The organism is Romboutsia sp. LXY-2, from assembly GCF_056171995.1.
The window spans coordinates 110,170-124,889 of the sequence record NZ_JBKFGI010000004.1; the positions used below are offsets into that span (position 1 = coordinate 110,170).

At 26.3% G+C, this 14,720-nt stretch carries 17 protein-coding genes; 10 read left to right on the forward strand and 7 right to left on the reverse strand.

The genetic code is table 11. The features are described 5' to 3' along the window. Positions 1 to 84: 84 nt before the first annotated feature. Entirely contained in the window at positions 85 to 765 is a 681-nt protein-coding gene (locus ACI48P_RS08820) for an HD domain-containing protein (protein WP_475214933.1), read from the reverse strand. A gap of 13 nt (positions 766 to 778) precedes the next feature. After that, entirely contained in the window at positions 779 to 1,294 is a 516-nt protein-coding gene (locus ACI48P_RS08825) for a GNAT family N-acetyltransferase (RefSeq protein WP_475214934.1), read from the reverse strand. Between the two features lie 142 nt (positions 1,295 to 1,436). On the opposite strand from ACI48P_RS08825, the gene ACI48P_RS08830 reads away from it, so the two are divergent. The 3 genes from ACI48P_RS08830 to ACI48P_RS08840 all read left to right on the forward strand — a co-directional run bounded on the left by ACI48P_RS08830 (position 1,437) and on the right by ACI48P_RS08840 (position 2,654). Continuing rightward, positions 1,437 to 1,667, forward strand: a complete 231-nt coding sequence (locus tag ACI48P_RS08830; RefSeq protein ID WP_475214935.1) for a hypothetical protein — start codon at positions 1,437 to 1,439, stop codon at positions 1,665 to 1,667. 32 nt (positions 1,668 to 1,699) lie between these two features. Beyond that, positions 1,700 to 2,128, forward strand: a complete 429-nt coding sequence (locus ACI48P_RS08835) for an HIT family protein (protein ID WP_475214936.1) — start codon at positions 1,700 to 1,702, stop codon at positions 2,126 to 2,128. Positions 2,129 to 2,255: 127 nt separating this feature from the next. Further along, entirely contained in the window at positions 2,256 to 2,654 is a 399-nt protein-coding gene (locus tag ACI48P_RS08840; protein ID WP_475214937.1) for a PH domain-containing protein, read from the forward strand. A gap of 293 nt (positions 2,655 to 2,947) precedes the next feature. Here ACI48P_RS08840 and ACI48P_RS08845 read toward each other — a convergent pair whose 3' ends face one another. Further along, complete coding sequence (locus ACI48P_RS08845) at positions 2,948 to 3,475, reverse strand: putative immunity protein (RefSeq protein ID WP_475214938.1); 528 nt, start codon at positions 3,473 to 3,475, stop codon at positions 2,948 to 2,950. Positions 3,476 to 3,540: 65 nt separating this feature from the next. Further along, on the reverse strand, positions 3,541 to 4,020 hold the full coding sequence (locus tag ACI48P_RS08850; RefSeq protein WP_475214939.1) for a hypothetical protein: 480 nt from the start codon (positions 4,018 to 4,020) through the stop codon (positions 3,541 to 3,543). A gap of 293 nt (positions 4,021 to 4,313) precedes the next feature. Between ACI48P_RS08850 and ACI48P_RS08855 the strand changes: the two genes are divergently transcribed. Continuing rightward, positions 4,314 to 4,775, forward strand: a complete 462-nt coding sequence (locus ACI48P_RS08855; protein ID WP_475214940.1) for a GNAT family N-acetyltransferase — start codon at positions 4,314 to 4,316, stop codon at positions 4,773 to 4,775. A 355-nt stretch (positions 4,776 to 5,130) separates the two neighbouring features. On the opposite strand, the gene ACI48P_RS08860 is transcribed toward ACI48P_RS08855, so the two are convergent. Then, positions 5,131 to 5,358, reverse strand: coding sequence for a hypothetical protein (locus ACI48P_RS08860; protein WP_475214941.1), 228 nt, complete (start codon positions 5,356 to 5,358; stop codon positions 5,131 to 5,133). 639 nt (positions 5,359 to 5,997) lie between these two features. On the opposite strand from ACI48P_RS08860, the gene ACI48P_RS08865 reads away from it, so the two are divergent. From ACI48P_RS08865 to ACI48P_RS08875, 3 genes are all read left to right on the forward strand, one after another. Further along, a complete protein-coding gene (locus ACI48P_RS08865) occupies positions 5,998 to 6,657 on the forward strand; it encodes a B3/B4 domain-containing protein (RefSeq protein ID WP_475214942.1) in 660 nt (219 codons plus the stop codon). 232 nt (positions 6,658 to 6,889) lie between these two features. Then, positions 6,890 to 7,273 (forward strand): hypothetical protein, encoded by a 384-nt coding sequence (locus ACI48P_RS08870; RefSeq protein ID WP_475214943.1) that lies wholly within the window; start codon positions 6,890 to 6,892, stop codon positions 7,271 to 7,273. Between the two features lie 153 nt (positions 7,274 to 7,426). Then, entirely contained in the window at positions 7,427 to 8,077 is a 651-nt protein-coding gene (locus ACI48P_RS08875; protein WP_475214944.1) for a glycosyltransferase, read from the forward strand. 127 nt (positions 8,078 to 8,204) lie between these two features. On the opposite strand, the gene ACI48P_RS08880 is transcribed toward ACI48P_RS08875, so the two are convergent. Next, complete coding sequence (locus tag ACI48P_RS08880; protein ID WP_475214945.1) at positions 8,205 to 8,672, reverse strand: hypothetical protein; 468 nt, start codon at positions 8,670 to 8,672, stop codon at positions 8,205 to 8,207. A gap of 478 nt (positions 8,673 to 9,150) precedes the next feature. Here ACI48P_RS08880 and ACI48P_RS08885 point away from each other — a divergent pair, with 478 nt between their 5' ends. Beyond that, entirely contained in the window at positions 9,151 to 9,702 is a 552-nt protein-coding gene (locus tag ACI48P_RS08885) for a nucleotidyltransferase domain-containing protein (protein ID WP_475214946.1), read from the forward strand. Between the two features lie 56 nt (positions 9,703 to 9,758). Here the strand turns inward: ACI48P_RS08885 and ACI48P_RS08890 are convergent, their stop codons facing one another. Then, positions 9,759 to 11,060 carry a glycosyltransferase family 2 protein gene (locus ACI48P_RS08890; protein ID WP_475214947.1) on the reverse strand — a complete coding sequence of 434 codons (1,302 nt, stop codon included), beginning with the start codon at positions 11,058 to 11,060 and terminating at the stop codon, positions 9,759 to 9,761. Positions 11,061 to 11,397: 337 nt separating this feature from the next. Between ACI48P_RS08890 and ACI48P_RS08895 the strand changes: the two genes are divergently transcribed. Next, the gene (locus ACI48P_RS08895) at positions 11,398 to 11,910 is read left to right on the forward strand and encodes a hypothetical protein (protein ID WP_475214948.1); all 513 of its coding nucleotides are present in this window, start codon (positions 11,398 to 11,400) and stop codon (positions 11,908 to 11,910) included. A 193-nt stretch (positions 11,911 to 12,103) separates the two neighbouring features. Continuing rightward, positions 12,104 to 14,659, forward strand: a complete 2,556-nt coding sequence (locus ACI48P_RS08900; protein ID WP_475214949.1) for a PEP/pyruvate-binding domain-containing protein — start codon at positions 12,104 to 12,106, stop codon at positions 14,657 to 14,659. The last annotated feature ends 61 nt before the right edge of the window (positions 14,660 to 14,720 follow it).

Below are 14,720 nucleotides of genomic sequence, written 5' to 3' on the forward strand. Positions count from 1 at the left end.
CAAAATTGTATGTAAAAAGGCAATTTATATTGATTTAAAATCTATATAAGTTGCCTTTTATTGGTTATTTTATATTTTACTAATTTAATAATTATTTTCTAAAATATTATTAAATAATTGCCATTCTATATTATTAAAGAATACTTTAGGTTCTAAATTCATTTTTTTAGAAAAAGCTATTATTGATTTGAAGACTTTAAGAATAAAGTAGAATTCTTCTAATTCACTTTTGTTAATTTTATTATTACAAATAAACTTAACTTCTAAATTACTATTATTAATATCAACTAATATATCATTTATGTATTGTAGCTGTCTCATGCCTTTTACATTATAGCCTTCTTTTGCGACTCTAGTATGTTTTATATCTAGTTTATCACTTAATATTAAAGTAAGTGCTATTATGTTATCACTATTAAACCCATCACTGTGGATTTTTATTGCATCCAAAACTAAATCTTTATGTTCTAATATAATATTATTATCATTAAAATAGGATTTAGCAAAATTATAACTTCTTGAAGAATGATTATCTTTACCTTCTATAGCACCAATATCATGTAGTAGTGCTGCTATTTTTGCTTCTTCTATAAAATCCTCATTATAATTTAGCTTATTAAGTATGGATTCAACTAAATTAGAAACATTATTTACATGGCCAAAATTATGATGCGCCCATCCTTTATCTAAATCTTCAAATTCTGTTATTTGCTTATATATATTAATAATTCTTTTATCATTTTTTATTAATTCAAATCTATTCATTAAATTCACCATACTATATTATTTTTTCAAGTTCAAATGAACCGTAATTACTGTTACCAAATGGACCATCAATATCTACATTAGTAATAGTTGAAAAGCCACACTTATTCCAAAATCTAATACCCTGCCAATTCTTTAAGGATACTGAAATTTTTATATTCTTATAGTTATTAGCTTTAAAGTATGATGAGATACTTTCAACTATACTATAGCCATATCCATTGCCACGTTTTTTGCTAGAAATATACATAAAACAGATATATAAAGTATCTTTTGATGGGAATCCTTTGTATAAAGTAGTATATCCGATAATTTGATTATTTTCATAAACTGATAATATATAGAAATTATCTTTCGTGCCATTAGGTGGCAAGTCTCCTATTGTTAGACAATCACTAGGACTAGTGATATTATGATTTTCATCAAAACTGAAGTATTCACAAGCCTCATTATGTATGATATTTAATTCATTAAGTTCATTAATACTAGATGTTTTTAACTCTAGTTTATCTTTTGCTAAGATGTTCATATATTCTCCTTAAACCACTAAAAATATTTTTTACTATTTAAGTATAATACATATATCAATTTAAATCATTTTTTATATAAATTAATTACAAATGCTATAATAATATAAAAAGCAATAAATAGAAGTCCAAAGGGGGATACATATGAAGAAAATTAGGCTTAGAATTTTGATTATTTTTTTCATCATTGAATTGATATTAATTTGGTCAGGGCAACAAGATTTATTTTCTATTGTTATGCTTACAGGATTTTTCATGCTAACTTGTATAGATAGATGGGAAAGTTATAAAAACGGAGAGAGAAAACAAGCTTTTTTTATTTTAATTATAATGATAGTAATATTTTCGGCATGTATGTATAATATAACAAATTAACTTTAAAGTGATAAAAGGGGGAAATATTTTAAATGGATAATAAAGACTGTGTATTTTGTAAAATAGTTAATAAGGAAGCTGATTCAAATATAGTTTATGAAGACGATCTTGTGTGTTGCTTTTTAGATATTGATCCAATAAATGAAGGTCACGTGTTGATAGTACCTAAAAAGCATTGCCATAATGTTGATGAGGTTGAAGATGAAATTTTATTGAGGATTATGAAACTTTCAAAATGTATAACTAAAGCTATTAAAAAGGTTTATAACTGTGATGGATATACAATGATGCAAAATGGGGGTATATTTACAGACTTTGGTCATTATCATATGCATATTTTTCCTAGGTATATAGATGATAAATTTGGATGGGTTTGTAAAGATCTTAAAAATATTAATAGATTTGAAGAGGTTAAAGAAAAATTAAAATCTAAATTGGATATTAGAGTCATAGATATTTAAAATATAGAACTTATTTTTAGAATTTATATGTATTTTATGTAAATATAATTGTATTTAAGTACGATGGATAGATTATTATTAAATAATTTATATAATAAAATATATATGAACATAGGGGGCAAATTAGTTGAAAAGTAGATTTTATTCAAAAGTAGATTGGTGGTTATGGATTCTCCTTGGCTTTACAATAATATATGAGGTCATAGCAATTATAAAATTACAATCAGTATTAAGTAACATAATAGGCATAGTAGTTATTATCTTTATAAGTTGGATTTTATTTGGAACATATTATGAGTTTAATGAAGATTATTTACTAATTCAATCAGGTCCATCAAAAGAAAAAATATTTTTTAAGGATATTAAAAGAATAAATTCTAAAAAATCTATGGTAGCATCTTCTTGTTTGTCTACAGATAGGATAGAAATAATATGCAATGGCAGATTTGGTGGATATGTATCTCCTAAAGAGAAAGAGAAATTTATTGAGATATTAAAAGCAAAATGCATGAATTTACAATCATAACTTATATAATGGTAAATTACACTGGGATGAGGTGAGTCAATAAATAATATCAGCAAAATAATTTTTTTAATTAATAACTTTATATATTGTAAACCAACAGGGTAGTAATTAAAATTATTATTCTGTTTTTATGTGCATTCATTTTAATAAAGTATCATTATATATATCGTTAATATAATAAGAAATATTTAAAAAAATAAAAAAGAGAGTAAATTTTACTCTCTTAATTGAAATCTAATTTATTATTAATAACTATTAAACTGTATTAGTTGTTAACCTTAACTTATATTATACTAACAATACCAATTAATCTTTGCAGGATTTGGTTCATTTTCTACAGAAATTGCTTGTAGCGCTAATTCCATTTTTGTAGACTCTTCAAAAGCTAAGTGATCATAAAGGTCTGCTGATTTTTCCAACCCTACTGTATCATATGCAATTGCAGCTGTACCATAAAAAACAAAACCAAGTGAATTTGTTGGATTGTGAATACTTGCTGCAGCTTGACTTACTGCTCTTATTGATGCTTGAGCTACAGGGTTACTTTCAGCATCCTTTGCAGCTAAACGAAGATCTGAAATAAGCTTTTTGACTCCTGTTAATTTTATATTACCATCAAGATAATCTTTAGATGCATTAAGCGTATCTCTAAGGCGACTATCAGTAGGATAAATTTTCTCATATATTGGAACAATATGCTCTAGGGCATAGTTAACAGTCCATTTACCAATTGTATTATTACTTTGTGTTTCTATCAATCTCATAAGTGAAATTATATATGGAGAGTCTAAACTTCCTAAGGTTTTTCGTAATTTAGCCATATTATACTCCTTTCATTAGTCAAATTAATTATCTTATATATAATAATGATTTTACGATACCACCATTAACTTTGCAATAATATTAATTCATTTATGTATTTATAATCAAACTCAGAATCTATAAGTTTATAAAATCCACTTTTAAAGCCAGGTTTAGTACAATCAATATAAATAACACTTAAATCTTTTAACCATAGTTTAATATTTAGGTCATATTTCCAATCAGGCTCAGATAATTTAATAGAATAGTCGTAGTCAGGCTTTATAACATCGTAAATACTTGAATAATCTTTATTATCTAGGGGCTTTAGTTTTAGACCCTTAATATAATTAAAGATAACGGAGCAGTCTAGAGAATGATAATTGTAGTGATGCTTGTACTTTTCAGGATTGTACTTGATTTCTGAAAAACTACAACTTACTGCATCTGAAGACAATTTGACTAATGGATTGTTTGGAATTTTATAATAAAGAAAGTATTTATATAAAAATGGAGATAGCAAGACACACAATAAAGCAATAATAATATACTTATTTTTTTTCATGATTAAATTCCACCCTTCATTATGTATTTAACAAAATTATTCATTAGTAATAATGGTAGTACAAATTTTAGATAAATGGTGAAAAACAATTCTTTTATTATCGACACATGAAAAAGAATAATGTGTTGAAATATGGAGATAAAACACTACGGTTCGTTTATTTAGGTTATAATAAAAATAGTAAGGCAACTATTAATGGAGACAAATTTAAATTAAAATTAAATAGTTTAAAAAAAACTTCAAAAAGACTGGAATTAAAATAAATAAGATAAACGTAAACTAGGAGATAAAAAATGGAAAATATAATTATTAGAAAGTTATCTATAAATGATAAAATCCCTTATTATTTATTAATAGAAGCTGATCCATCAATTGAAAGCATAAACGAATGTATATGTAGAGGAGATTGTTATTTAGCATTTGATAGTGATAAAATCATAGGGGTATTTATACTTATAAATACTAGACCATTTACTTTAGAAATTGTAAATATTTCTGTCCATGAAAAATATCAGGGTAGTGGTATTGGAAAATTATTAGTATATAAGGCAATAAAAGTAGCAAGAAAATATAAAGCAAAAGTATTAGAAGTTGGTACGGGGAATTCTAGTATATCTCAACTTGCCTTCTATCAAAGATGTGGATTTAGAATAGTTGGAATTGATAAGGACTTTTTTAGAAAACATTATGATGAAAAAATTGTAGAAAATGGTATTGAATGTATTGATATGATAAGGCTAAGTATTGACTTGTAAATAGTTCTGATTATATTAAATCAAAAGAATTTTATGTAGAGAAACTAGGATTTGAAGTTATCAATTAAAAATATGGAGAAGAAAAAGATTCCTATAAGCTTGATTTAAAAATAGGAGATGGTAATAAAATAAAAATATAAAACTACTTACATAAAGCAGTTCTATATTTTTATTTTATTACTTTTAAAAAGTTTTATGTATTATTTATCTAGTATAGCCTAGATAAACTCCTCTCATAAAGTGTTTCCAAATATCTCTCATTTTCCAAATCCCCCCTTTAAAAAATGAAAACCTAACAATAATTATAGTCACTTATATAGAATGTCGCAATAATAATTATTATCTACTTAAAAAATTAGAATTCAGTAAAAGTATATTTTTCTAACATTGGTAGTTTTAAAACATATATAACTGTCTCATCATCAACTATTTTTTTTTCATAATCAGGAAAAACACCTGAAATCCAACTTTTAAGAGTAGTTTCTATATTGTCTGTTTCAATATCTCTAGTGAAGGAATAATCTATAGAATACATACCTGAACAAGAGTTATAAATCTCTCTAAGTACTTCATATCTTTTCATTTAATCACCTTATAATTTAAAATTTAAATAACTCTTTTACAATAAAAATATCCTTATAATTTAATGTTAATAAACATTAACTTTATCAGCAATATATAAGTAAATCATACTTGATATTTCTTTACTTATATACTAATTATTAACAGTATCATATTAGGATATTATTATCAGAAATGGTTAATATATAATCAGATAGTTAATAAAGCTTAACTGTCTAACCAACACTAACTATGCAAAAGCTAGATTATTTCTAACCTTTTGATAGTACCTTTGGAAGTGATGGTGGCTAGATATTTGTGAAAATATCATATTAAATATAATGAAGGTACTAGGAAACCTCAACCTACTACCGTGCAAATAGTTTCTGTCTAATTGCCAAAGGTTGGAGCCAAGCTGATTTGCAAACTATATTTAATAAAAGTCATAGAGGACAAGGATGTAATTTATATTACTTCCTATAAAAAGCACTGAATTTGAAAGCAATAGCTTACAAACCAGTGCTTTTTTGTTGCGTAAAAATTATAAATATAAGTTATAACATAATTTATTTATCTATGATGACTATATATAAAAAGTTGTCTATAATAAAAATATAACAAAATGTAAATAAATGACATATAAAAAGGAAGGGAATAGAAAATGATTAATATAACAATTGATAAAAAACTTAAAGAAAAGTGTAATGTACATATAGCATCAATAGAAGCTAGAGTTAAAGTGAAAAAATCTGATGCAAAATTAGTAAAGTTAATAAACGATAAATGCAAGGAAATAGAAACTAATATTAAGCAAAGTGAAATTCTAGGCTTAAAAAATATTGATTCTTCAAGAAAAGCTTATAAAGCATTAGGAAAAGATCCAAGTAGATATAGACTATCTTCTGAGTCTCTTGTAAAAAGAGTAGTGAAGGGAATGGGTCTATACTTTGTAAATAACATTGTAGAGATAAATAACTTAATATCATTAGAAACTTGTTACTCAGTAGGAAGTTATGATTTAGATAATATAAAAGGAAATATAATATTTACAGTTGGAGGAGAAGGAGAAAGATATGCTGGTATTGGAAGAGGATCAATAAATTTAGAAAATCTTCCAGTATTTAAAGATGATGAAGGTAAGTTTGGAAGTACAACGTCAGATTCATTAAAAGCAATGATTAATGAATATACTAGTCATATAGTTATGAATATAATAGCCTTTGATGAAGATGAGAATTTAGAAAAGTATTTAGAACTAGGTAAAAATTTACTTGAAGAATTTGCAGATGCAACTATTATAGATACAAAAATAATATGTTAATTTAATAAATATAAGAATTCATTATTTTTGCAAAATACTATTTGTTAATTAAGTTTAATGAACATATTTGAACAATTTGTATATTAGTTTAGTATTAATTTGTACTTTTATTATCATTAATTGAAATTAAAACATAGTATATTATATAAACAAAATAGTATCTACTTTTGATTATATTATTAGATGTGATATAAGTAATAAAATACAACAATGTTTATAAGGGGACTTGATAATGGAATTTAAAGTATTAATATTTTATGTTTTAGCAACTATAGGTATAGTGATGGCTATTATTGATACTATAAAGCTTAATAAGTTTTATGAAGAGAAAATCGATATAGCTATGGGAACGATAATAAATATTGATATACTTGGAAGTGAGCCTTTGTATTACTTAAAACTTGCAACTGTAGGTTATTATGTAGATAAAACGCACTATATATCAAGCAACAGGATTTTAGTATCAAGATTTGCCAATGTAGGAGATGAAGTAGGTATTAAATATCATATTGATATGCCATTCTTACTTTATAATAGAGTTATAGAAAAGTATTTTATTTATTTGACCATATCATTTGTGTCTGCATTAATAGGATTATTTATTAGCAAAATTTAATTTTAAATTCTAAAAAAATATAAAGATTGAACGAGATATATAAATGGCTGAACTTTTATAGTTTAGCCATTTACTTTTAACCATGGAACAAGTTGCATATTGATACTTAATCTTGAACAAAATATTAGAAATATGATTAAGGAGGATATGAACATGAAAAACTTATTTAAAAAAGTAATGTTTATATTTTTAAGTGCGATTTTAATAATATCTCCAATTAAAGCTTACGCAAAAGAAGTAACAACTGAATCAGGCAACGTGTGTAGCAAATCAGCACAAGATTTAAAATGCATTGAAGAAAGACTATGGATTGATCACGTATTTTGGACTAGAGAATTTATAATAAGTGACCTTTCAGTTTTAAGAGATAGGGATGACGTGTTAAGAAGACTACTTAAAAATCAAGAAGACATAGGGAATTCTATAAAGTCTTATTATGGAGAGGAAGCAGGGAATAAATTAACAGCATTATTAAAAGAGCATATCGTTATAGCAGGTAAAGTTATAGATGCAGCTAAAAGAAATAATAAAACAGAATTAGCAAACAATAACAAGCTTTGGTATGAAAATGCTGACAAAATAGCAGATTTTTTAAGTGAATCTAACCCAAATTACGATAAAAAACAATTAAAAGATATGTTACATACACACTTAAAACTTACTACAGATGAAGTTATGGCAAGACTAATTGCCAACTGGAAAGCGGACATAGAAGCCTTTGATAAAGGTGAAAAACATATGATAAATTTTGCAGATGTATTAACAGAAGGGATTATTAAACAATTCCCTGAAAAATTTGAGTAAAGTAATATAAAAGATAGCAATCATTACATTATAACATGGCATTTAGATAAATTTTTAAATAATAAACACCTTTAAAAAATATAAAGGTGTTTGTTATTGTTTAAATATAAATTTAATTATCAACTACTTAAAATACACATTCAATTAAGCTAATATCATAATATTCTAATGCTATAGCTTTAAATTCTATTTTATCATCATCACAATCTATTCTATATCCTTGTATACTTCTTTTATCATACTTATCAACTAACATATAAAATTTTGAAGGTTTATAACCTTTTTTCATTTCTATTCTAACGACAGTCATCTTTTTACAGTTATCTATTGTAAATTGCCCTCCACCAGGAGATATCTTTGGAGTTGTTTTATGATATCCATCATCTGGATAATCGTAATATTCATCATTGTCAACAAAGTAATCTTCATAACTTTCATATTGATCGAAGTCCATTGAAGGTTCAAATATTTTTGCTACCTCAATATATTCATCAGTAAAATCTTCTCCTGGATATGCATTTTGCAACTCTCTAACATACATAGCCATAAATTTATAATAGTTATCCCAATATTCTTGCCAATAGTTTCTGTCCATTGTTCATTCCCCTTTTTATGATATTATAAAGTACATTCTATATAAGATATGTTAATATAGAAAAATGGTTCATAAGTAAATCAAATATATTTAAAAGTAAGGTGAATAATAGATATATTTGTAATACTGTACACGATAAATTCCACATTAATAGCAGTTACAGTTAGTGGTAAAATAATAAATTTAATATATAATAAGGAATATACATTTTCTGTAAAACAGACATTGTTTAAATTTTATAGTTGTAATTATCATAAGCTTATGAAATAATATACTCAAAAATACATTTTGAAGGGTGACAAAAGATGAAGGATTATTACTGCCCAAAATGCGGCTTAAAACTTGAAGTAATGGATAGCTGAGGATCTATAAGCTATTTTTGTACGGTGTGCAAAACATTAATATCTAGAAGTAAGATACTAACAAAGAAACAAATGGAAGAAATATTCGATTTAAATGAAGAGCAATAGGAGGCAAAATGGACTTTAATGTAGTAAAAAAAGTATCAAAAGTGTTAAATAATATAAATTGTAAATGGGCAATTGGAGGTTCTGTTTTATTAAATCAGTATAACTTAATAGAAGAACCAAATGATATAGATATTTTAATTGATCCAAATTATGCGAAAGAAATAAAAAGAAAAATGAATAAAATAGGTACCTACATTGAGTTAGAATCTAAGAAGCCTTTTTTAACAAAAGAGTTTTTTGGATATTTAGTAGATGATACAGTAATAGAGTTTCTAGGTGGTTTTAGTATAGATTTAGGAAATAACAAAATATACAATTATATACTAGATGAAGAATCTATTCATATTAAGAAAAATATTGATGAAGTAATAGTAAACTTTGCATCGCTAGAAGACTGGGTTGTAGCATACACAATTATGAATGATCCTAAAAATAGAATACCGATTCTTAATAATTACTTTAGAAATAATGGTATTGAAAATATTAAATTAGTAAATAGATACTTAAATCAAGATTTACCTGAAAAAACAAAAGAAAAAATAAAAGAAATTATTAGATAATATAATTATTTATTAGTAAAAAAAGGGAGCAAAAGCTCCTTTTTTTACTTCCAATTTTATTTCCAAGTTCTTTTAAATCTAAATAATTCTTGTACATAACCATACAAAGATACAGGACTCATTATTAATTGATATCCCAAAATAAAAAGTATAAGGCCTCTTTTGTTGGCTCTGACCTTAAGGCCTAATTTTTCAAAAACATGTTTTTTCTGATAACTAAAAAGAACATAAAAGCTTACACCTGTTAATGGAAGAACTAGTAAAGTCATAATACCTACGATAATATAGTTTTTGAAAAATAAAGCAAGTATAACACCTGTAGTCCAAAAAAAGGTATAGCTAAAATCAATATAAGGTAATAAGAAGTCCATACCTGTTGTAAACATGCTCATTATAGTCTTTTGCTTCCAAGGCTTAACCTCTCTTATTCCTTCAATCATTCCTCTAGCCCATCTAGACCTTTGTTTAATAAAATGACTAAGCTTAGTTGGTACATCAGTAAAAGCAACAGCAAATGGTTCGTAATAGACTTTATATCCTTTTTCAAGCATTTTCCAGGTTAGTACTATATCTTCACCTATAGAATCAGACCAACCTCCTATTTCTTTAACAATAGAAGTATCATAACTACTAAAGGCACCTTGAGCCACTAATGTAGATTGATACATACCTTGCATTCTTTTTATTCCCGCAATACTTAGAAAATAATCCCATTCTTGCATTCTAGCAAGAATTCCATCTCTACTATTACTTACAAGTACTGAGCCTGCAACAGCAGCAGTTATGTTGTTTTCTTTAGGAGTACTTAACATTCTACATATAAGATTGTTTATAGCATCTTTATGCAAGATAGTATCAGCATCTAAAGTTATAAAATATTCAGTAGTAATATGTTTAAGTCCAGAGTTTAAAGCATTAAATTTGCCTTGATTACTTTCTGTAATAATAACTAAGTCTAAATGGAACTCATTTTTAGCACGAATAACTTCAGAATATGTATTGTCATTTGAGTTATTATCTACAACTATAACTTTGATATTTCCATTGTAAACAAGTTTACTAACATAAGATAAAGTTCTATATATGCAATTTTCTTCATTATAGGCCGCTATTAATATTGTTACTTCATTAAAAGGATTATTGACTTTATACTCTGGTTGCCTATCAAGTAGTACACTAGTTATTAAAAAAGCATTTAAGAAACCTGGCACTGTAGTAATACCGCATATTATTAACCAAGAAAGTACATAGCTATTTGTTACAATATAAAGGTCATAAGCCCAGGGTAGAGCCAATAATAATGAAAAAATAGTCCAAGAAAATGATATAGCTATACTGATGTAAAATTTTACTCTCATTGGAATATATAATTTTTTATTTTTAGAGTTTTTATATCTAACTTTATCAATTATTTTATTAATACTATATCACCTCTTTAATTAATGAAGTTGTATCTGCCAATTTCAATAGATAATAGAATTATTATACTATAGTATATTATTCTAAAAATATTCATATGGTTCTATATCTTATAAAATTTTGTATAATTATAGGAATATTTTTTAATAAGTTATTAAACTAATATTTATAAAAAAATTAAAATGAGATAAATAATATGCCTTTATTGATAGTGAATAATAAGGAAGGTTAAAGAACAAAATATATATATAATTTTTAAAAAGAGAGGTATCAACTTTGAAGCGCATAATCTCAATATTACTTATATGTACTATAACACTTACTTGTAGTTTTATTAAATTTAACAATTATTCATTTGCAAACAATTTAGAACCAGCAAAGTATGAAAATGTAAAAGTTATAAAAGCCTACCTTAATGAAGCAGAAAAATTAAGCAAAAATCTTGATTTAATAGGAAAGCACGTAATGAGCGCTAAAGAAAATAATGATGAAAAGAAGCTAGATGAACATTTGAAAAATATAAATTACATTCAATCTCAATCTTTAAGCTTAAGTGATTCAATATATAAAGACTATAACTATTATAAAAGTCAAGGGATAGAAGATGTGTATGAAGTTTTACTTTCAATAATAGCAGTAATGTCAGATTATAATTTATCTCTACAAGAGCTAGGAGCTTATATACAATGTGAAAGTTTAGAAGATAAGTATATGAGGTTTAGTAACTTTGTTATAGTTCAATATAGAGGTGACACTATTTTAGAAGGAATAAATAAGTTTTTTAACTAAAATAGAATATATGAAAAATAGCTAGAAATTATTATTCTAGCTATTTTAATGTGGATAATTTTATGTATTTTCGATATTGATTTATTTGAATTTTCTGATAATTGAACGTATCTATGATATAATATATATATTAATTATTATAAAGATTTTATCTGTAATCATCCAAATAATAAAATCTGCAAGGAGGTATGTTATGGTAAGATACGACACAGTTAGTACGGGAATAAAAGGCCTTGATCAAGCGATTGATAACTTACGCCTAGGAGATAACGTAGTATGGCAGATCAATTCTATAGATGAGTATTGTTATGTAGTGGGTCCATATGTAGATCAAGCAAAAAAAGATAATAGAAAAATTGTATATATAAGATTTGGAGATCATAAGCCAGTAATAGAAGATATTAGTGGTGTAAAAATTTATCAACTAGATCCTTTTTTAGGCTTTGAAGAGTTTGCAACAACAGTTCATAGTATAATCGGGTTAGAGGGAGCTAGAAGTTTTTATGTATTTGACTGTTTAACATACTTACAGCAAAGTTGGTATTCAGACTTGATGACTACTAATTTTTTCAAAGTGACATGTCCATACCTTTATAAACTAGATACAGTTGCATACTTTGCGGTAATGAGAAACTCTCATACTTTTGAGACAGTTGCATCAATAAGAGAAATTACACAGTTGTATTTAGATATATATAATGTAGATAGTGAAATATATATACATCCATTAAAAGTATGTGAAAGATATTCTCCAACAATGTTTTTCCCACATAAGATAGTTGGAGATAAGGTAGAGTCAGTTACATCAAGTGCTGATGCAGCACAATTATTTTCACAGTTTAACTGGGGAAGTGAAAGACTGGGTTACTGGAGAAGAACTTTTAATAAGGCAAAAGAATCTTTAAATGCAGATTTTGAAACCAGAGAAAAAATGAAAAAACTTCTAATTAATATGTTAGTTGGTTCGAACTCTAAGATTTATGATATGTGTATGAAGTATTTTGATTTAGCTGATGTAGTACAAATAGCATCAAGAGAAATAGGAGCAGGGTTAATTGGTGGGAAAAGTATAGGAATGTTACTTGCTACGAGAATACTTACAAAAGTAGAGGATGCAAGAAATTATTTTAGTCCATTAATAGAACCTCATGACTCTTTTTATATAGGTGCTGATGTATTTTATTATTATATAGTTGATAATGGATTATGGGATTTAAGAACTAAGCAAAAAACAGATGAAGGTTATTTTAAATACGGACCAGAACTTAAAGAAAAGCTAGAATCAGGATATTTTTCAAGAGCTATAAAAGATCAGTTTATGCATATGATTGAATATTATGGTCAATCTCCAATTATTGTAAGATCTAGTTCATTATTAGAGGATAGCTTTGGTAATGCTTTTGCTGGTAAGTATGAAAGTGTATTTTGTGTAAATCAAGGTACACCAGAGCAAAGACTAGAAGCATTTGAAGAAGCAGTTCGAAAAGTATATGCTAGTACAATGAATGATGAGGCATTAAATTATAGAAAAATAAGAGGCCTTGATAAACGTGATGAGCAAATGGCAATCTTAGTTCAAAGGGTATCAGGGGATTATTATGGAGAATATTTCTTCCCACATGTTGCAGGTGTTGGCAACTCATCAAATTTATATGTGTGGAATAAAAAAGTGGATATGAATGCAGGAATGCTTCGACTAGTATTTGGCCTAGGGACTAGAGCAGTAGATAGGGTAAATGAAGACTATGCAAGAATAGTAACATTAGATGACCCTATGAGAGTGCCAGCTATGACTAGTGAAGATCCAAGTAAGTTTTCTCAGCATTATGTTGATTTATTGAACTTAAGAACAAATGAAGTAAGTACAGTTTATATTAATGATGCATTAAAAAATGATATAAAAGCAAATGTTAACTTGTTTGGAGTAAAAGATAAAGAAACAGAAAAAATGTTAAAACAAATTGGTAGAGACCCTAGTGCAGCACCTTTTATATTAGATTTCAAAACTCTATTAAAAAATACTAAGTACCCTGAAGTTATGAAGAAGGTTTTAGCTGTATTATCAAGAGAATATGAACATCCTGTAGATGTGGAATTTACAGCAAACTTTAATAAAGATGGCAACTTTAGATTTAATATAGTTCAGTGTAGACCTCTTCAAACTAGAGGATTAGGTAAGACAGTAGAACTTCCTAAGTTTAAAGATAAAAGTGAATGTATTTTCTCATCAATAGGAAACTTTATGGGAGGTAATGTAAGACTTCCAATAGATTATATTGTTTTTGTTTCTGCTAAAGAATATGTTAAGTTAAGTAGAAGTGAAAAGTTTTCTATAGCTAGACAGATAGGAATGATTAATAATTCGCTAAAAGAGAAAAATGCTATGCTTATGGGTCCTGGAAGATGGGGAAGTAGAAGTCCATCATTAGGTGTACCAGTTAGGTTTACAGAGCTTAGTAATATGTCTGTTATGTGTGAGGTAGCTTATAGTAGTGAAGGTCTAACACCTGAATTGTCTTATGGGAGTCACTTCTTCCAGGACTTAGTAGAGACAGGGATATTCTATGTAGCATTATTTGATAAAAAAGATGAAGTAGTATTTAATGAAAGTAAGTTATTGAATAATAAAAACATAGTAAGAGATATAGTAGACTCTGATGAAATAAATGAGGATGTAATTAAGGTATATGATACTAAGGGATTACAAATTTACTCAGATATAACTAGTCAGGTTGTAACATGTTCTTAAATAATTAACAACTTAATCACAGATTTAAAACAAATACATAATATAAATTAAGTATATTATG